25 protein-coding genes are annotated in these 17,958 nt (G+C 62.5%); 3 read left to right on the top strand and 22 right to left on the bottom strand.

Annotated features, from left to right (window positions below; genetic code table 11):
* Window positions 1–6 precede the first annotated feature (6 nt).
* The 20 genes from rpsN to ACM9ME_RS07460 all read right to left on the bottom strand — a co-directional run bounded on the left by rpsN (window position 7) and on the right by ACM9ME_RS07460 (window position 12,076).
* Entirely contained in the window at window positions 7–312 is a 306-nt protein-coding gene (gene rpsN, locus ACM9ME_RS07555; RefSeq protein WP_415642842.1) for a 30S ribosomal protein S14, read from the bottom strand.
* Window positions 313–315: 3 nt separating this feature from the next.
* The gene (gene rplE / locus ACM9ME_RS07550) at window positions 316–909 is read right to left on the bottom strand and encodes a 50S ribosomal protein L5 (RefSeq protein WP_415642841.1); all 594 of its coding nucleotides are present in this window, start codon (window positions 907–909) and stop codon (window positions 316–318) included.
* Window positions 902–1,219 carry a 50S ribosomal protein L24 gene (rplX, locus tag ACM9ME_RS07545; RefSeq protein WP_415642840.1) on the bottom strand — a complete coding sequence of 106 codons (318 nt, stop codon included), beginning with the start codon at window positions 1,217–1,219 and terminating at the stop codon, window positions 902–904. The genes rplE and rplX overlap by 8 nt, the downstream gene beginning before the upstream one ends.
* On the bottom strand, window positions 1,219–1,587 hold the full coding sequence (rplN, locus tag ACM9ME_RS07540; RefSeq protein WP_415642839.1) for a 50S ribosomal protein L14: 369 nt from the start codon (window positions 1,585–1,587) through the stop codon (window positions 1,219–1,221). The genes rplX and rplN overlap by 1 nt, the downstream gene beginning before the upstream one ends.
* A complete protein-coding gene (rpsQ, locus tag ACM9ME_RS07535) occupies window positions 1,587–1,853 on the bottom strand; it encodes a 30S ribosomal protein S17 (RefSeq protein ID WP_415642838.1) in 267 nt (88 codons plus the stop codon). Before rpsQ ends, rplN begins: the two co-directional genes overlap by 1 nt.
* Before the next feature lies 1 nt (window position 1,854).
* Window positions 1,855–2,067: a 50S ribosomal protein L29 gene (gene rpmC, locus ACM9ME_RS07530; RefSeq protein ID WP_415642837.1), complete on the bottom strand. Its 213-nt coding sequence runs from the start codon at window positions 2,065–2,067 to the stop codon at window positions 1,855–1,857.
* On the bottom strand, window positions 2,067–2,501 hold the full coding sequence (gene rplP / locus ACM9ME_RS07525; RefSeq protein WP_415642836.1) for a 50S ribosomal protein L16: 435 nt from the start codon (window positions 2,499–2,501) through the stop codon (window positions 2,067–2,069). The genes rpmC and rplP overlap by 1 nt, the downstream gene beginning before the upstream one ends.
* Before the next feature lie 10 nt (window positions 2,502–2,511).
* Window positions 2,512–3,219 (bottom strand): 30S ribosomal protein S3, encoded by a 708-nt coding sequence (gene rpsC, locus ACM9ME_RS07520; RefSeq protein WP_415642835.1) that lies wholly within the window; start codon window positions 3,217–3,219, stop codon window positions 2,512–2,514.
* Window position 3,220: 1 nt separating this feature from the next.
* Window positions 3,221–3,604, bottom strand: a complete 384-nt coding sequence (rplV, locus tag ACM9ME_RS07515; RefSeq protein ID WP_415642834.1) for a 50S ribosomal protein L22 — start codon at window positions 3,602–3,604, stop codon at window positions 3,221–3,223.
* Window positions 3,604–3,879, bottom strand: a complete 276-nt coding sequence (gene rpsS, locus ACM9ME_RS07510) for a 30S ribosomal protein S19 (RefSeq protein WP_415642833.1) — start codon at window positions 3,877–3,879, stop codon at window positions 3,604–3,606. The genes rplV and rpsS overlap by 1 nt, the downstream gene beginning before the upstream one ends.
* Before the next feature lie 3 nt (window positions 3,880–3,882).
* Window positions 3,883–4,734, bottom strand: a complete 852-nt coding sequence (gene rplB / locus ACM9ME_RS07505) for a 50S ribosomal protein L2 (protein ID WP_415642832.1) — start codon at window positions 4,732–4,734, stop codon at window positions 3,883–3,885.
* Between the two features lie 4 nt (window positions 4,735–4,738).
* Window positions 4,739–5,086 (bottom strand): 50S ribosomal protein L23, encoded by a 348-nt coding sequence (locus tag ACM9ME_RS07500; protein ID WP_415642831.1) that lies wholly within the window; start codon window positions 5,084–5,086, stop codon window positions 4,739–4,741.
* Window positions 5,079–5,708, bottom strand: coding sequence for a 50S ribosomal protein L4 (gene rplD, locus ACM9ME_RS07495; RefSeq protein ID WP_415642830.1), 630 nt, complete (start codon window positions 5,706–5,708; stop codon window positions 5,079–5,081). The genes ACM9ME_RS07500 and rplD overlap by 8 nt, the downstream gene beginning before the upstream one ends.
* Window positions 5,705–6,544: a 50S ribosomal protein L3 gene (gene rplC / locus ACM9ME_RS07490; protein ID WP_415642829.1), complete on the bottom strand. Its 840-nt coding sequence runs from the start codon at window positions 6,542–6,544 to the stop codon at window positions 5,705–5,707. Before rplC ends, rplD begins: the two co-directional genes overlap by 4 nt.
* A gap of 189 nt (window positions 6,545–6,733) precedes the next feature.
* On the bottom strand, window positions 6,734–7,045 hold the full coding sequence (gene rpsJ / locus ACM9ME_RS07485) for a 30S ribosomal protein S10 (protein ID WP_415642828.1): 312 nt from the start codon (window positions 7,043–7,045) through the stop codon (window positions 6,734–6,736).
* Window positions 7,046–7,149: 104 nt separating this feature from the next.
* Window positions 7,150–8,340 carry an elongation factor Tu gene (gene tuf / locus ACM9ME_RS07480; protein WP_415642827.1) on the bottom strand — a complete coding sequence of 397 codons (1,191 nt, stop codon included), beginning with the start codon at window positions 8,338–8,340 and terminating at the stop codon, window positions 7,150–7,152.
* Between the two features lie 75 nt (window positions 8,341–8,415).
* Window positions 8,416–10,512: an elongation factor G gene (fusA, locus tag ACM9ME_RS07475; RefSeq protein ID WP_415642826.1), complete on the bottom strand. Its 2,097-nt coding sequence runs from the start codon at window positions 10,510–10,512 to the stop codon at window positions 8,416–8,418.
* 80 nt (window positions 10,513–10,592) lie between these two features.
* Window positions 10,593–11,063, bottom strand: coding sequence for a 30S ribosomal protein S7 (gene rpsG, locus ACM9ME_RS07470; protein WP_415642825.1), 471 nt, complete (start codon window positions 11,061–11,063; stop codon window positions 10,593–10,595).
* 166 nt (window positions 11,064–11,229) lie between these two features.
* Window positions 11,230–11,601 carry a 30S ribosomal protein S12 gene (rpsL, locus tag ACM9ME_RS07465; RefSeq protein ID WP_415642824.1) on the bottom strand — a complete coding sequence of 124 codons (372 nt, stop codon included), beginning with the start codon at window positions 11,599–11,601 and terminating at the stop codon, window positions 11,230–11,232.
* A 289-nt stretch (window positions 11,602–11,890) separates the two neighbouring features.
* Window positions 11,891–12,076 (bottom strand): hypothetical protein, encoded by a 186-nt coding sequence (locus tag ACM9ME_RS07460; protein ID WP_415642823.1) that lies wholly within the window; start codon window positions 12,074–12,076, stop codon window positions 11,891–11,893.
* A 121-nt stretch (window positions 12,077–12,197) separates the two neighbouring features.
* On the opposite strand from ACM9ME_RS07460, the gene ACM9ME_RS07455 reads away from it, so the two are divergent.
* On the top strand, window positions 12,198–13,094 hold the full coding sequence (locus tag ACM9ME_RS07455; RefSeq protein WP_415642822.1) for an iron-containing redox enzyme family protein: 897 nt from the start codon (window positions 12,198–12,200) through the stop codon (window positions 13,092–13,094).
* A gap of 64 nt (window positions 13,095–13,158) precedes the next feature.
* Here ACM9ME_RS07455 and ACM9ME_RS07450 read toward each other — a convergent pair whose 3' ends face one another.
* Together ACM9ME_RS07450 and lepA are read right to left on the bottom strand one after the other, a co-directional pair.
* On the bottom strand, window positions 13,159–13,776 hold the full coding sequence (locus ACM9ME_RS07450) for a CatB-related O-acetyltransferase (protein ID WP_415642821.1): 618 nt from the start codon (window positions 13,774–13,776) through the stop codon (window positions 13,159–13,161).
* Window positions 13,776–15,581, bottom strand: a complete 1,806-nt coding sequence (lepA, locus tag ACM9ME_RS07445; protein WP_415642820.1) for a translation elongation factor 4 — start codon at window positions 15,579–15,581, stop codon at window positions 13,776–13,778. The genes ACM9ME_RS07450 and lepA overlap by 1 nt, the downstream gene beginning before the upstream one ends.
* Window positions 15,582–16,159: 578 nt before the next feature.
* On the opposite strand from lepA, the gene ACM9ME_RS07440 reads away from it, so the two are divergent.
* Window positions 16,160–17,059, top strand: a complete 900-nt coding sequence (locus ACM9ME_RS07440; protein ID WP_415642819.1) for a CsgG/HfaB family protein — start codon at window positions 16,160–16,162, stop codon at window positions 17,057–17,059.
* Complete coding sequence (locus ACM9ME_RS07435; protein ID WP_415642818.1) at window positions 17,056–17,958, top strand: hypothetical protein; 903 nt, start codon at window positions 17,056–17,058, stop codon at window positions 17,956–17,958. The genes ACM9ME_RS07440 and ACM9ME_RS07435 overlap by 4 nt, the downstream gene beginning before the upstream one ends.

The raw sequence follows: 17,958 nt of genomic DNA, 5'->3' as shown, positions 1-17,958 counted from the left end.
CTACCCTTACCAGCTCGACTTGGTGAGGCCGGGGATCTGGCCCTTGTTGGCCAGATCGCGAAGCATCACACGGGCGAGCCCGAACTTGCGGTAATAAGCACGCGGACGCCCGGTCAGCGCGCAACGATTGCGGATACGCGTCGGATTGCCATTGCGCGGCAGCTCCGCCATCTTCAGGCGCGCCATCAGGCGGTCGCCGTCATCCAGCGACATATCGTTGGCAATCGCCTTCAGCTTGTCCAGCTTGGGCTTGGTGCGCGCGACGAGGACCTTACGGCGCTCGTTCTTGTTGACGCTCGATTGCTTGGCCATCGCTTATGCCGCCTTCTTTTCTTCGGTCTCTTCGACCGGGAACGGGAAACCGAACAAACGCAGCAGCTCGCGCGCTTCGTCGTCGGTGTTGGCCGTCGTGGTGACGATCACGTCCATGCCGCGCACCTTGTCGACCTGGTCATAGCTGATCTCCGGAAAGATCAGCTGTTCCTTCAGGCCACAGGCGTAATTGCCACGACCGTCGAAACTGGTCGGCTTCAGGCCACGGAAATCTCGCACGCGCGGGAGCGCGATGGTGATGAACCGGTCGAGGAACTCGTACATCCGCTCACGGCGCAAGGTCACCTTGCAACCGATCGGCATGCCTTCGCGCAGCTTGAACTGCGCGACCGACTTCTTCGCCTTGGCGATCACCGGCTTCTGGCCCGAGATCAGCTCCATTTCGGCCGCTGCCTGCGTCACGAACTTCTTGTCGTTGACGGCTTCGCCCACGCCCATGTTCAGCACGATCTTGTCAATCCGCGGAACCTGCATGGCGTTCTTATAGCCGAACTTCTCGGTCATCGCCTTGACGATGCTGGCCTCATAAAGGCCCTGCATACGCGGCTTGTAACCACCTTTAGTCGCTTCAGCCATTGATGGCCTCCCCGGTCTTGACCGCAACGCGGACTTTCTTGCCGTCGCGCATTTCGAAACGAACGCGCGTCGCCTTGCCGTCCGCCGTCACGTGCGCGACCTTGCTGATGTGCATCGGCGCCTCGAACCGGTCCAGACCACCCTGCGGGTTGGCCTGGCTCGCCTTGCGATGACGCGTTGCGATGTTGACGCCCGACACGACGACCTTGCCGTCCTTCGGCATCGCCGTGGTGACTTCACCCGTCTTGCCCTTGTCCTTGCCGGACAGGACGATGACGCGGTCGCCCTTCTTGATCTTTGCGGCGGCCATTACAGCACCTCCGGCGCAAGGCTGATGATCTTCATATAGTTCTTCGCGCGCAACTCGCGCACCACCGGCCCGAAGATACGGGTGCCGATCGGCTCCTCGTTCTTGTTGACCAGCACCGCGGCATTGCCGTCGAAACGGATCGTCGAGCCGTCGGCGCGATGAATGTCCTTGGCGGTGCGAACGATGACCGCGCGATGCACGTCACCCTTCTTCACCTTGCCGCGCGGTTGGGCTTCCTTGATCGACACGACGATCACGTCGCCGACGCCCGCGAACTTGCGCTTGGAGCCGCCCAGCACCTTGATGCACTGGACACGCTTCGCGCCGCTGTTGTCCGCGACGTCGAGATTGGATTGCATCTGGATCATTAGGCCACGTCCTCGACACCGGTGTCGGCCACGCCGCCACCCTCGATCACCTTCCAGGTCTTTAGCTTGCTCATCGGCGCGCACTCTTCGATGCGCACGGTCTGACCCAGCTTGAACACATTGCCCTCGTCATGGGCGTGATATTTTTTCGTGCGACGAATGATCTTGCCATAGAGCGGGTGCTTGACCTTGCGCTCCACGTTCACGACCACTGTCTTGTCGCCCTTGTCCGAGACGATGGTCCCGGTCAGTACGCGCTTCGGCATGTTACTGTCCCTTCGTCGCGGCAGCGGCACGACCCGTTTGCAGCGTCTTGATGCGAGCGATGGTGCGGCGAACGACGCGCACACGGCTCGGCTTTTCCAGTTGGTTCGTCGCCGCCTGAAACCGGAGGTTGAACGCCTCGCGCTTCAGATCACCCAGCTGGGTGGTCAGTTCGTCGTCGGTGCGAACCTTCAAATCGTCGATCTGCTTGGCCATTATTTGGCTCCCAGATGGCTGAAGTCGCCGAGGCGGGCGACGACCTTGGTCTTGATCGGCAGCTTTTCCATCGCGCGGCTGAACGCCACCGCCGCGATCGGACCGGGAACGCCGTCGAGCTCGAACAGGATGCGGCCCGGCTTCACGCGCGCGGCGTGATATTCGATGGCACCCTTGCCCTTGCCCATGCGGACTTCGGCCGGCTTCGACGTGACCGGCACGTCAGGGAAGATGCGGATCCACAAACGCCCCTGGCGCTTGATGTGACGCGTGATCGCGCGGCGTGCCGCTTCGATCTGGCGCGCGGTGATCCGCTCGGGCTCGAGCGCCTTCAGACCGTAGGAGCCGAAATTCAGATCGGTGCCGCCTTTGGCGTCGCCGTGAATCTTGCCTTTGAAGGTCTTGCGGAACTTGGACTTTTTGGGTTGCAGCATGTCCTAATCCTTAGCGCCGGTCGTCGCGCGCCGGGCGAACGCCCGACGTCTGCGCTTCCATCATCAAACGCTCCTGGCTCATCGGGTCGTGGCCGAGAATCTCGCCCTTGAAGACCCAAACCTTGACGCCGCAGACACCGTAAGTGGTGAACGCCTGCGCTTCGGCATAATCGATGTTCGCGCGCAGCGTGTGCAGCGGCACGCGGCCTTCGCGATAGCTTTCCGAACGCGCGATTTCCGCGCCGCCCAGACGACCGCCGCAAGCGACGCGCACACCATCGGCACCCAGACGCATCGCCGATTGCACCGCACGCTTCATGGCGCGGCGGAACGCGATACGGCGCTCCAGCTGGTCGGCAATGCCCTGCGCGACCAGCTTGGCGTCGACTTCGGGCTTGCGGATTTCGACGATGTTCAGGCTGACGTCGGATGCCGTCATCGAACCGATCTTCTTGCGAAGATTTTCGATGTCCGCACCCTTTTTGCCGATGATCACGCCGGGGCGCGCGGCATAGATCGAAATGCGGCACAGCTTGGCCGGACGCTCGATGACCACCTTCGAAATCGCGGCCTGGGGCAACGACTTGATGATGTGCTGACGGATCTTCAGATCTTCCAGCAGCAGGCGGTTATAGTCGGCGCCTTCGGCGTACCAACGGCTGTCCCACGTCCGGTTGATCTGGAGCCGCAGCCCGATCGGATTGCTCTTCTGACCCATATTAGGCTTCCTGATCCTGGACTTCGCGCACGACGACGCGGAGCTTGGAGAACGGCTTGACGATGCGGCTCGAACGGCCGCGCGCGCGGGTGGCGAAACGCTTCATGCTGAGACCCTTGCCGACCGACGCCTCGGTGACGATGAGCGCATCGACGTCGAGGTTGTGGTTGTTTTCGGCATTGGCGATCGCGGAGGCGAGCACCTTGCGAACGTCCGTCGCCATTGCCTTGGGCGAAAACTGCAGGATGTTTAGCGCGTCGCCGGCCTTGCGGTTGCGGATCAGAGCCGCCACCAGGTTCAGCTTCTGGGCCGAGCCACGGATGTTGGTCGCTGTCGCCAGCGCCTCGTTATCCGCGACGCGGCGAGGTGATGCGGGCTTGGACATTAGCGCTTGCCCTTCTTGTCGGCGGCGTGGCCGGGGAAGAAGCGCGTGGGCGCGAACTCGCCCAGCTTCATGCCGACCATGTCTTCGTTGACCGAAACGGGCACGAACTTGCGCCCGTTATAAACACTGAAGGTCAGGCCGACGAACTGCGGCAGGATCGTTGAACGGCGCGACCAGGTCTTGATCGGCGCACGCGCATTGGCTTCCTGTGCAGTTTCGGCCTTCTTCAGAAGGTGGAGGTCCACAAACGGACCCTTCCAGACGGAACGAGCCATCGCTTACCTCTTCTTCTTCGCGTGACGCGAACGGATGATCATCTTGTCGGTCGACTTGTTGGAACGCGTGCGCGCACCCTTGGTCGGCTTGCCCCACGGGGTAACCGGGTGACGGCCGCCCGAGGTCCGGCCTTCACCACCGCCGTGCGGATGGTCGACCGGGTTCTTGGCGACACCGCGCGTCAGCGGGCGGATGCCCTTCCAGCGGTTGCGACCGGCCTTGCCCAGATTGGTGTTCTGGTTGTCCGGGTTCGACACCGCGCCGACCGTGCCCATGCAGTTCGCATGGATGTAACGCTGCTCGCCCGAATTCAGGCGGACGATGACCATGCCGCGGTCACGACCCACGACCTGGACGTAAGTCCCTGCCGAACGGGCGATCTGGCCGCCCTTGCCCGGCTTCATCTCCACATTGTGGACGATGGTGCCGACCGGCATCTGGCCCAGCTCCATGGCATTGCCCGGCTTCACGTCGGTCTTTTTGTCCGCGATCACCTTGTCGCCGACGGCCAGACGCTGCGGTGCGATGATATAGGCGACGTTCGCCTTGCCATCGTCCGTGTCGCCGTAATTGATCAGCGCGATGAACGCGGTGCGGTTGGGATCGTATTCGATCCGGTCGACCGTGCCTTCGACTCCCCAGTTACGGCGCTTGAAATCGAGGATGCGATAACGCTGCTTGTGGCCGCCCGCGATGCCGCGGCTGGTCACATGGCCCTTGTTATTGCGTCCTCCGGTCTTGCGCTTGCCTTCGGTCAGCGCCTTGACGGGGCCGCCCTTCCACAAGGCCGACTTGTCGACGAGAACCAGCGCGCGTTGCGACGGCGTGGTGGGGTTGAATGATTTAAGTGCCATCGGATCAGATTCCCGTGGTCACGTCGATCGACTGGCCATCGGCCAGGCGAACGATCGCCTTCTTGAAGTCCGACCGCTTGTAAGGGGCGCCTTTCCAGCGCTTGGTCTTGCCCTTTTGCACGATCGTGTTGACGCCGATGACCGACACGCTGAACAACGCCTCGACGGCTTCCTTGATCTGCGGCTTGGTCGCGTCGTTGGCGACCTTGAACACCACCGCGTTGAATTCCGACGCGAGCGTCGCCTTCTCGGTGATGTAAGGCGCCACGATCACGTCGTAATGACGCGTCGCGATGCCGCCTTCCGGCTTGTCCGCGCTTTTGCGACGGAACGGGTTGACGATTTTAGCCATTAAAGCGTGCCTCCAGCTGTTCGAGGCCGGCACGGGTCAGGACCAGCGTGTCGTGCTTCAGAATGTCGTAAACGTTCGCGCCGATCGCCGGCAGGACGTTGACGCCGTGGATGTTGCCCGAAGCGTGGCGAAAGCTCTGCTCGACCGACGTGCCGTCGATGACCAAAGCGGTCTTGCCCCAACCCATCGTCGCCAGGCTTGCGACCAGCGACTTGGTCTTGCCTTCGGCCACCGACAGGCTGTCCATGACGATCAGCGTTCCGGCTTGCGCCTTGGCCGACAGCGCCATCTTCAGGCCCATTACGCGAACCTTCTTGTTCAGCGACGGGTTGAAATCGCGGAGGCGGGCGCCGTGCGCCTTACCGCCACCGATGAACGTCGGGCCGCGACGGTTACCGTGACGGGCGGTGCCGCCACCCTTTTGCTTGCCGAACTTCTTGCCGGTGCGGGCGACGTCGGCGCGTTCACGCGTCGGACGCGCGGTCGCGCGGCGCTTTTCGAGCTGCCAGGTGACAACACGGTGCAGGATGTCGGCCCGCGGCTCGACGCCGAATACCTCATCGTTCAGCTCGACGTCCGAAGGCTTGGCCTTGGCGTCGAAGGATTGAACCTTGACCTTCACGAGGCTGCCCCTTCTTCGGTTTCATCGCGCGCGGTTTCGGCCGCGTGCTGATCGGCAATGGCAACACCGGCCGCGACTTCTTCAGCGCTCGGATCGTGCGGCAATTCGTGCACGGCGCCCGCTTCGACCATGCCGGCCGGCGCTTCTTCATGCTCGAGCTTCGCGGAGGTCAGTCCGGCGGGGTACGGCGCATCGGCATGACGCGCCAATTTCACCGAGTCCTTGACCGTCAGCCAGGTGCCCTTGTGACCGGGAACCGAACCCTTGACGAACAACAGCCCGCGCTCGAGGTCGGTGCGGACGATTTCGAGATTTTGCTGGGTGCGCTGACGGTCGCCCATATGGCCGGCCATCTTCTTGCCCTTGAACACCTTGCCCGGATCCTGGCGCTGGCCGGTCGAGCCGTGCGAACGGTGCGACACCGAAACGCCGTGCGTCGCGCGCAGACCACCGAAGTTCCAGCGCTTCATCGCACCGGCAAAACCCTTGCCCTGCGTGTGACCGGCAACATCGACCATCTGGCCGGCGACGAAGTGACCGGCGGACAGCTCGGCACCGACGTCGATCAGCGCGTCTTCGGCAACGCGGAATTCGCAAACCTGCGCCTTGAGCTCGACTTCGGCTTTACCGAAATGGCCACGCTGCGGCTTGGCGACGTTCTTTGCTTTCGCCGTGCCGGCACCAACCTGCACAGCGACATAGCCGTCGCGATCAATAGTTTTTTGCGCGATGATCTGGTTGCCCTCGAGCGCCAGGACCGTGACCGGCACGTGGCGGCCGTCGTCCTGGAACAGGCGGGTCATCCCCATCTTCTTCGCGATCACGCCAGTGCGCATGATCAGTGGCTCCTTATGTCAGAGGCCTACGAAGGACGATCCCCCGCAGGCTTGGCTTGCCCAAATTTTAAACGGCCCCGTCCGGGCTTTTCTCACCACCTGAATGGGAGAGGACGGGGACGCAGCCCGGACAGGTCCGGCGGTATCCCTGAATTCCCTCGCGCAACAGAATCGCGCGAAGCCGGCTTATTAGGCCAGTTTGATCTCGACGTCCACCCCGGCGGCCAGATCGAGCTTCATCAGCGCGTCGACCGTCTGCGGGGTCGGCTGGATGATGTCGAGCAGGCGCTTGAAGGTGCGCACTTCGAACTGTTCACGCGACTTCTTGTCGATGTGCGGTCCGCGGTTGACGGTGAATTTCTCGATGCGCGTCGGCAACGGGATCGGCCCGCGGATCAGCGCGCCCGTGCGCTTCGCCGTATCGGCGATGTCGCCCGTCGCCTGGTCGAGCACTCGATGATCGAACGCCTTCAGGCGGATGCGGATGTTCTGCGTGTCCATGATTCTACCGATTTTGTTGTTTGGCGGCCGTCGCGCGGCCTCACAAAAAAAGCGAACCGCCCGACTCTCGGTTGAGAATCGGGCGGTTCGTTTCGTCTGCTATATTACTTGGTGATGCTCGCGACAACCCCCGAGCCGACCGTGCGGCCGCCCTCGCGGATCGAGAAGCGCAGGCCCTGCTCCATCGCGATCGGCGCGATCAGCTTGATGCCCAGCTGCACGTTGTCGCCCGGCATGACCATTTCGGTGCCCTCGGGGAGGATCACTTCGCCGGTCACGTCCGTCGTGCGGAAGTAGAATTGCGGACGATAGTTCGCAAAGAACGGCGTGTGACGGCCACCTTCGTCCTTCGACAGGACATACACTTCCGAAGTGAACTCGGTGTGCGGCTTGATCGAGCCGGGCTTGCAGAGAACCTGGCCACGCTCGACTTCTTCACGCTTCGTGCCACGCACCAGCGCGCCGATATTGTCGCCGGCCTGGCCCTGATCGAGCAGCTTGCGGAACATTTCGACGCCGGTGACGACGGTCTTGGTGGTGTCCTTGAGGCCGACGATTTCGACTTCTTCACCAACCTTGACGATGCCGGTTTCGACACGGCCGGTGACGACCGTGCCGCGGCCCGAGATCGAGAACACGTCTTCGATCGGCATCAGGAACGGCTTGTCGAGCGGACGCGCCGGCTGCGGGATATACTCGTCGACCTGCTTCATCAGCTCGAGAATGGCTTCCTTGCCGAACGTGTCGTTCGAACCCGACAGCGCGCACGTCGCCGAACCACGGATGATCGGAATGTTGTCGCCGTCGAAATCGCGCTTCGAAAGCTCTTCACGGATTTCCATTTCGACCAGCTCGAGAATTTCCTCGTCGTCGACCAGGTCGACCTTGTTGAGGAACACGACCATCGTCGGCACGCCGACCTGACGCGCGAGCAGGATGTGCTCCTTGGTCTGCGGCATCGGGCCGTCGGTCGCCGACACGACCAGAATCGCGCCGTCCATCTGGGCGGCACCGGTGATCATGTTCTTCACATAATCGGCGTGGCCCGGGCAATCGACGTGCGCATAGTGACGCGCTTCGGTCTCATACTCGACGTGCGCGGTCGAGATCGTGATGCCACGCTCGCGCTCTTCGGGAGCCTTGTCGATGTTGGCGAAGTCGACCGCGGTGCCGCCGGTCGTTTCGGCCAGCACCTTGGTGATCGCCGCGGTCAGCGACGTCTTGCCATGGTCGACGTGACCGATGGTGCCGATGTTGAGATGCGGCTTGTTACGCTCGAACTTGGACTTCGCCATTTTTTCCTACCTTCTTGAACTGATTCGGGCGGCCTGCCGCCCTGCGCGGCGGCCCCCATAGGTTGAAACCGATGATTATGCCAGCTTCGCCTTGACCTCTTCCGCCACGTTCGCCGGAACTTCGTCATAGTGGCTGAACTGCATGCTGTACTGCGCGCGACCCTGTGTGAACGAACGCAGCGAATTGACGTAGCCGAACATGTTGGCGAGCGGGACCATCGCTTCGACGGTCTGCGCGTTGCCCCGGCTGTCGGTGCCCTGGATCTGGCCACGACGGCTGTTCATGTCGCCGATGACGTCGCCGAGGTAATCCTCGGGAGTGACGACTTCGACCTTCATGATCGGCTCGAGCAGCTTGATGCCCGATTTCTGAGCCCCCTCGCGCATCGCGGCGCGAGCGGTGATTTCGAACGCCAGAGCCGACGAATCGACGTCATGGTAGGCGCCATCATACAACAGGATCTCGAAATCGATGATCGGGAAGCCGACCAGCGAACCCGTCGCCGCCGTTTCGCGAAAACCCTTTTCGATCGCCGGGATAAATTCCTTCGGAATGTTACCGCCCTTGATCTCGTCCTTGAAGATGATGCCCGAACCGCGCTCGCCCGGCGTCAGCTTGACCTTCACGCGGCCGAACTGACCAGTGCCACCCGACTGCTTCTTGTGGGTGTAATCGATGTCCACCGGCTTGCCGAGATATTCGCGATACGCGACTTGCGGCGCGCCGACATTGGCCTCGACCTTGAATTCGCGCTTCATGCGATCGACCAGGATTTCGAGGTGGAGCTCGCCCATGCCCTTGATGATGGTCTGGCCGCTCTCATTGTCCGATGACACGCGGAACGACGGATCTTCGCGCGCCAGGCGATTGAGCGCGACGCCCATCTTTTCCTGGTCGGCCTTGGTCTTGGGCTCCACCGACAGTTCGATGACCGGCTCGGGGAATTCCATGCGCTCGAGGATGATCGGCGCATTCATCGCGCATAGCGTATCGCCGGTCGTGGTGTCCTTGAGGCCCGCGAGAGCGACGATGTCGCCGGCATAGGCGATCTGAATGTCTTCGCGCTCATTGGCATGCATCAATAGCATGCGGCCGACCTTTTCCTTCTTGTCCTTGACCGAATTGGTCACCTGCGACGCGGTCTCGAGCTTGCCCGAATAGATGCGGGCAAAGGTCAGCGTGCCGACGAACGGATCGTTCATGATCTTGAACGCCAGCGCCGAGAACGGCGCCTCGTCCGACGACGGACGCTCGTCCGGGGTCACGCCGTCGAGCTTCAGGCCCTGAATGGCGGGCACGTCGAGCGGCGACGGCAGATAATCGACGACCGCGTCGAGCAACGGCTGCACGCCCTTGTTCTTGAATGCCGAGCCGCACACGACCGGCACGAACGCCATCGCCAGCGTACCCTTGCGGATCATCCGCTTGAGCGTCGCGACGTCGGGTTCATTGCCTTCGAGATACGCTTCCATGACATCGTCGTCCTGGTCGACGACCAGTTCGATCAACGCGGTGCGCGCGGTTGCGGCCTTGTCGGCCATGTCCTCGGGAATGTCCTGATATTCGAACTTCGCGCCGAGGCTTTCCTCAAGCCAGACGATTGCACGGTTCTCAACCAGATCGACCAGGCCCTTGAACCCGCCTTCGATCCCGATCGGGAGGTACAGCACCGCCGGCTTCGCGCCGAGACGATCGATGATCGACTGGACGCAGAAGTCGAAGTTCGCGCCGGTGCGATCGAGCTTGTTGATGAAGCACATGCGCGGCACGCCGTATTTGTCGGCCTGACGCCACACCGTTTCCGACTGCGGCTCGACACCGGCCACACCGTCGAAACACGCCACGGCACCGTCGAGCACGCGCAACGAACGCTCGACTTCGATGGTGAAGTCGACGTGCCCGGGGGTGTCGATGATGTTGATCAGATGTTCTTCACCCTTGCCCTCTTCGGCCTTCCACTTGCACGTGGTCGCGGCGGAGGTGATGGTGATCCCGCGCTCCTGCTCCTGCTCCATCCAGTCCATCGTCGCGGTGCCTTCATGCACTTCGCCGATCTTGTAGGACTTGCCGGTGTAATACAGGATGCGCTCGGTCGTCGTCGTCTTGCCGGCGTCGATGTGCGCCATGATGCCGATGTTGCGATAACGGTCGAGCGGATGGCTGCGGGCCATGTCAGGTTCCTTAGCGATGTGGGGAGCCGGCTACGCGCCAACTCCCCACGAGATAGGTATAATTCGAGGCTTTTAAAGCCTTACCAGCGATAGTGCGAGAACGCGCGGTTGGCTTCGGCCATGCGGTGCGTGTCTTCGCGCTTCTTGACGGCATTGCCACGGTTGTTCGCGGCATCCATCAATTCGCCCGACAGGCGCGCGGCCATCGTGTTCTCGCTGCGATTGCGCGCAGCGGTGATCAGCCAGCGGATCGCCAGCGCCTGCGAACGCTCGGCGCGCACTTCGACCGGCACCTGATACGTCGCGCCACCGACGCGGCGGCTGCGTACTTCGATGCCCGGCTTTACGTTGTTCAGCGCGTCGTGGAACACCCCGACCGGCTCGCGCTTGGCGCGCTGCTCGACGGTTTCCATGGCGCCGTAAACGATGCCTTCGGCGACGGCTTTCTTGCCGTCCAGCATGACGCTGTTCATGAATTTCGAGAGAACCTCATCACCATATTTGGGATCAGGGAGGATAATCCGCTTTTCGGGACGACGACGACGAGCCATTCTTCTTTTTCCTTTACTCTTCAGCCTGTTCCGGAACCCGTCCGGGGCTTACTCACCTCAACACGTCACCCCGGACTTGATCCGGGGTCCATTCGCCCTCCGTTCGATCGGAGCACCAATGGATCCCGGCCTGCGCCGGGATAACTCTACGGCCTTGCGGCCTCGGTCACTTGGGCCGCTTGGCCCCGTACTTGGAACGCGACTGCTTGCGGTTCTTCACGCCCTGCGTGTCGAGCACACCGCGCAGCACGTGATAGCGGACGCCGGGCAAGTCGCGCACGCGGCCGCCACGGATCAGCACCACCGAGTGCTCCTGCAGATTATGCCCCTCGCCGGGGATATACGAAATGACCTCGCGCTGATTGGTCAGGCGGATCTTGGCGACCTTGCGCAGGGCCGAGTTCGGCTTCTTCGGGGTCGTGGTATAAACGCGGGTACAGACGCCACGCTTTTGCGGGTTCTGTTCCATCGCAGGAACCTTGGACTTGGCCTTTTGCGGCTCGCGGCCCTTGCGGACCAACTGGTTAATCGTCGGCATTTGAAGCCTTCACCTTTCGAGTGGTTACTTTACCGGTGCCCAAAACACGAAGGGCCGGGCGACCAAAGCCACCGGCCCACTGCATCGGCAATGTTCAATTGCCTGCGTGAGTGTCCACGCAAGCGAGCGCGCCCTTACGCCTCGATTCCCGGATCGTCAAGGATTCGAGCCGCCGCCCAGAAGGCAAGCGGAGCGCAGCGAGCGCAACTTCTGCGCCGAGCCGGCGAAATCCGGACGGCGGGCCGCAGGACCCGACCGACGAGACAGCGGATTTACTTTGCTGGCCGGATCACTGCCCCTGCGGCTGTGTTTCTTGCGTCGCGGCCGACTTGCGTGCGGGCAGCCAGCCATAGAGCCGCCCCTTCGTCGCCGGGTCCGCAAACTCCAGCACGACCACGACAACCGCCGCCAGCAGCACGATCAGCAACACTGTCAGCGTCGCCCAATTCTTCCGTCGTGTGCCGCGCCTGCTCATCCCGTTCAACCGCACGAAACCGCCCGATGTTCCCCCGCTTGATCGGCATCAATTCGGAACCCGAGCAACGGGCCGGCCGTTTCCTGAACAACCGATAACCTATCGAAATCAGGATGACCCGATGGCAACCCGCTTCATGGATGTGGGCGAGCAGCGACGCTCGCAATTTTCCAATGCTCCCTTTCAACGATCGCTCGCACACTGGAATCGCCAGCGCCTGACCCCCGCCGCGCCGCGCGACGATTGGTCCGCGCAAATCGATCGCGACGCCAAGATGCTGCGGCTCGAAGGCGCCTTCCTTCAGGAGCTGTGCAGCGACGTGGCCGTGCGCGCCGCCAACATTCCGACCGATCCCGAAGGCTTTGTCGCCTGGTTCGAAGCCCTCAACGAGAGCGGCCCCGGCCAGAACGACCCGCTCTTCCCGTGGATCGCCGAAGCTGCCACCCGCGATCAACTCTTGTGGTTCTTCACTCAGGAAGCCGCGGGCGAAGCCGGTTTCGACGACATTGTCGCGATCACCCAGGTCAAGATGCCCGCCATCCCGAAGATGGAAATGGCCAACAACTATTGGGACGAAATGGGTCGCGGCCAGCTCGCCGGTATGCACGGCCCGATGCTCGACGCGCTCGCCGAAACTCTCGGCGTCTCACCCAGCATCGACGACACCGTGTGGGAAAGCCTCGCCCTCGCCAACACCTTCACCGGCTTTGCGATGAACCGTCGCTACGCGTGGCATTCGGTCGGCCTGCTCGGCATCACCGAACTCACTGCGCCATGGCGCTCCGCCCATGTCGCCAAGGGCCTCAAGCGCCTCGGCCTCAGCGAGCGCGAACGCCGCTACTTCGCGCTCCACGCGCACATCGACGTCAAGCACAGCAAGGACTGGAACGAACAGGTCCTAAAACCCCTGATCGCCGAAGATCCGTCGCGCGCCCGCTGGATTGCCGAAGGTGCCCTCGCGAGATTGGTCTGCGCCCAACGCGCCTTCGAGCGTTACCGCCGCGAATTCGGCTTTTAAAATCCCCTCCCGGCCTTCCGGGAGGGGCCTCGCGCCCACTTCGGGCGCGGCGGGGGTGGGCAAACTAAAGATCCCCCGCCTCCACCTTGGCAATAAACGCCGCGATATCCCCCTGCATCAGCATCGGCACCGCCCGGTCGATCCGCTCCTGCGGCCAATCCCACCACGCGATCCGCCGCAGCGCCGCGACCTGCTCGGGCGCAAAGCGGTGCCGCACGAACTTGCCCGGATTGCCCGCGACGATCGCATAGGGCTCGACATCGCGCCCCACGACCGCGCGCGCGCCGATCACCGCGCCGTCGCCGATCGTCACGCCCGACAGGATCATCGCCCCCTGCCCGATCCACACATCGTTGCCGACCACGATATCGCCCTTGGTCGCGGCGGACGGCGGCAAGTGCTTGAACCGCTCGAACCGCGGCGAAAAGGGAAAGGTCGTCACCCAATCGTGCCGGTGATTGCCGCCGAGCATGAATTCGACATCGACCGCGATCGAGCAATAGGCGCCGATCTTCAGCCCGCCGCTAACCGTGAATCGGTGCACCGTGACGCGATTGCCATAGCTCTCCCGCCCCAGCGTTCCCGCCGGCATCGCCGACAAGGCAATCGCACCACCCGCCCCCGGCACCGGCCCGCCGCGAAGACGGGCAAGGACGCGCCGAAGAACCGCCTTCGCGCCCATCAGTTTTCGTCACCCATCCTGAGCGCCGCGATAAACGCCTCCTGCGGAATGCTCACCGAGCCATACTCCCGCATCTTGAGCTTACCCTTTTTCTGCTTGTCGAGCAGCTTGCGCTTGCGCGTCGCGTCCCCCCCGTAACATTTCGCCGTTACGTCCTTGCGCATCGCCGCGATCGTCTCGCGGGCGATGACCTTGCCACCGATCGCCGCCTGGATCGGGATCTTGAACAGATGGCGCGGGATCAGATCCTTCAGGCGTTCGACCATCCCGCGGCCGCGCGTTTCCGCGGTGCCGCGGTGGACGATCATGCTCAGCGCATCGACCGGCTCTTCGTTGACGAGGATGCTCATCTTGACGAGGTCGCCCTCGCGGTGGCCGATCTGGTGGTAATCGAAGCTGGCATAGCCCTTCGACATGCTCTTCAACCGGTCGTAAAAATCGAACACCACTTCGTTGAGCGGCAGTTCGTAGGTCAGCTGCGCGCGGCCGCCGACATAGGTCAAATTCTTCTGGATGCCGCGCCGGTCCTGGCACAGCTTCAGGATGGGGCCGAGATACTCGTCGGGGGCATAGATCGTCGCCTCGATCCACGGCTCCTCGATGCTCTGGATGCGGTTGATGTCGGGCATGTCGGCCGGATTGTGCAGCTCGATCGTCTTGGCGTCCTCATTCTTGGTGTGGGACAGCACCAATTTGTACACCACGCTCGGCGCGGTGGTGATCAGGTCGAGGTCGTATTCGCGGATCAGCCGTTCCTGGATGATTTCCAGATGCAGCAGGCCGAGGAAGCCGCAGCGGAAGCCGAAGCCGAGCGCCGCGCTGGACTCCATCTCGAACGAAAATGACGCATCGTTCAGCCGCAGCTTGCTGATGCTCTCGCGCAATTTGTCGAAGTCCGCGGCATCGACCGGGAACAGCCCGCAGAACACCACCGGCTGGACTTCCTTGAAGCCCGGCAGCGCTTCGGCGGTCGGCTTCTTGCTGTCGGTAATCGTGTCGCCGACGCGCGCCTGCGCCACGTCCTTGATCTGCGCGGTGATGAAGCCGATTTCGCCGGGGCCGAGGTCGGCCAGCGTTTCGATCTTGGGCGTGAACGCGCCAACGCGGTCGATGAGGTGCGTCGTGCCCGCGGCCATGAACTTGATCGACTGGCCCTTGACGATCTTGCCGTCGATCACGCGGACGAGGATGACGACGCCCAGATACGGGTCGTACCAGCTGTCGACCAGCATCGCCTTGAGCGGCGCGCCCAGATCGCCCTTCGGCGCGGGGATGCGCTCGATCACCGCGTCGAGCACTTCCTCGATGCCGATGCCGGATTTGGCGCTGGTCATCACCGCATTGCTCGCGTCGAGGCCGATGACGTCCTCGATTTCCTTCCGCACCATTTCGGGCTCGGCGGCGGGCAGGTCGATCTTGTTGATCACCGGGATGATCTCGTGATCGTGCTCGATCGATTGATAGACATTGGCGAGCGTCTGCGCCTCGACCCCCTGGGCGGCGTCGACCACCAGCAGCGCGCCTTCGCACGCGGCGAGGCTGCGGCTGACTTCGTAGGCGAAATCGACATGCCCCGGCGTGTCCATCAAATTGAGGACGTGGCCCTTCCAGTTCAGGCGCACCGTCTGCGCCTTGATGGTGATCCCGCGTTCCTTCTCAATGTCCATGTTATCAAGGACTTGGCTCGACATTTCGCGCTCGGTCAGCCCGCCGGTGGTCTGGATCAGCCGGTCGGCCAGCGTCGACTTGCCATGGTCGATATGCGCGATGATGGAGAAGTTACGGATCTTGTCGAGGGGCGTCATCGCCGCGCGCCTAGCCGAGGAGTCGCGCACGCTCAATCGCCCGTGCGTTGGCCAACTGTGATTCGCCCGCGCTGTCCACGCGCCGATAATTCACGTGCCACAGCGGCGGTCACCGCTCTTCACGAGTGCCACTCGGTCATCCGCAAAGATTCCGCGATATCGGAGGAAGTTGGCTAGCCGTGTTCCGGGTCGTTCGTTAGGAGGCAAGCCGGGATCGCGATCAGTGATTCGCGACGGCGAGGCGCCGCGCGATCTGCCGCATTGATGGGGGACGAAACCGTGAGAAACCGTGCAACGTTTATGCTGATCGCAATGGCGGTATCAGGCACTGCTTCGGCGCAATATAATAGCGTCAGCAATGCCAACGAACGGTGTGAGCTACGCTATCGGCAGACTATGGAACGACTTTCCTTATTGGGCGGCTCGGCTTCCTATCAACGCCGAAACGGCGATTATGCCGAGCACGAACGGCAGCGGTGCTTGATGGTCGTCCGGCAGAATGCCGAGCGGGCGGAGCAGTATCAGCGTCAGCGATCACGCTAGCCCTAGCCGGTAAACGCAATTCAGGGGGAATTACGATGAACTTCTCGCGGTTTTTTACGTTGCTGATGTTGCTCGCACCCGTTCAGGCATGGGCCCAAAAGGTGCCGGTGGTGACAGTGCGGCAAATGCAGGATCTGGCGAATACGGGCCAAGCCAAGGCATTTTCGCAAATGATCCAGTCGGCGATCGCAGCGACGGGCAAGTTCCGCGTGATTGAAAGCAATTTTGGTAATCTGCGCGATCAGCAGGAACTCGGCAACAGCGGCATGGTAACGACCAACCGGCCCGGCAAGCGTGGGGGGTTCGAGGGGTCGGACTTTATCATCGATGGCACCATCACATCGGGTTCTGCGGGCAAACAGTCCGATGAGGGCGCCAATGTGGGACGCAAGGTGTTTGGGCAGTTTCTTAAGGTGGACATGGGGGGCGGTAATTGTGCGAAGGTGATCGCGACGCTCGCAGTCGACGTGAAGGTCACTGATGCAGCCACCGGCGAAATCCGCTTTACCAAGAACATCAATCAGACGACCACGGGAAAGACGAGTTGCTCGGGTGACCCGCAGCTCGACCTGACCAACATGTTGCGCGGGGCCGCAAACCAGATTGCATCAGGCCTCCTGACTACGATCTATCCGATGAAGGTCGCGGCGGTGCAGTCCGACGGCTCGTTGCTGCTCAACTATGGGGAGGGTACTGTTGCGCCAGACACTCTGCTGGCTATCTTTGCCAAAGGGCAGGTGGTGATTGATCCCGACACGGGCCGGCCCCTGACCAGCGAAGGCGCGCAGATTGGTCTGGCACGGGTTACCGAGGTGCAGACGCGATTTTCAAAGGCGACCCCCGAGGGACCGTTTAGCCAACCACCGCAGGTCGGCTACATCGTCCGCGTTGCCCCGCCCACGCTGCTCAGGGGAAAGAAGGGCGGGCGCAAGTGAAGCCGCTCCTTATCGTGCTTGCGGCGGCGCTGACGTCGCCGGCCTTGGCGCAAGATCATCCCGTCATCGTTTCGATCGGCAGCGTGACCAGCGAAAAGACCTGCACGACCTACCAGCTCGCCTGGGGACGCGAAGCGATGGTCTCGAGCGGGCGCAGCGTCGGTGTTGCGGCTGGCGACTATGCCGTGGGGGCTTCGCGCAGTGCCACCGCTTATGCGGCCGCCTGGGGCACCGATCTGGTCAAGGATTGCGTGGCCAATTTTCCGCGGCTGCGCGCGTCAATGCGTGATGCGCTTGCATCATCCGGGAAAGTGCGGGTGGGCACCGGGGGCCTCGTCCTCAACGCGAGCCTGTCGGCGACGGGTGAAGCTGGCATGGCAATCGAACGTGACGGCATCAGCGACAATCGTCAGGATGCCCTTGTCAACGTACGTTGGTCGTTGAACGACCGCGCCGGACGGACGGTCGCCGGTGGCCTGCTGACAAAGCGGGTTTCCTTGTCCAGCGACCTGTCAACTGACAATGGGTCATTCTCGCAAAGCGAACAATCGGGCAGTGCCTATGGCCGATTGCAGAGCGACGCAGCACTCGCCGTGGCGCGGGCCATCAGCTTTCATTACGCACCGTTGCGCGTCACCGACGTCGATGATCGGCGCGTGCGGCTGAATTACGGCACACCCTTTTTGACGCAGGGCGCGACGGTGTTGATACCCAACCGACGCGGCATGGGCACGATCAAGGCGTATATCGAGACTGCGGCCGACGGTTATGCGCTGGCCGAAGTCGATGGCAGCGGCACCATGGATGACGTCGCGATCGGCACCACCGTCCAGTTCGTTGAAGCCGACGACCCCGCAGCGAACAAAAATCGGCACGAACGGGTCGATCTGCCCTTATAA

The organism is Sphingomonas antarctica, assembly GCF_965137005.1.
Lineage (GTDB): Bacteria > Pseudomonadota > Alphaproteobacteria > Sphingomonadales > Sphingomonadaceae > Sphingomonas_O > Sphingomonas_O antarctica.
This window is presented reverse-complemented; position numbering and strand designations above follow the sequence as displayed.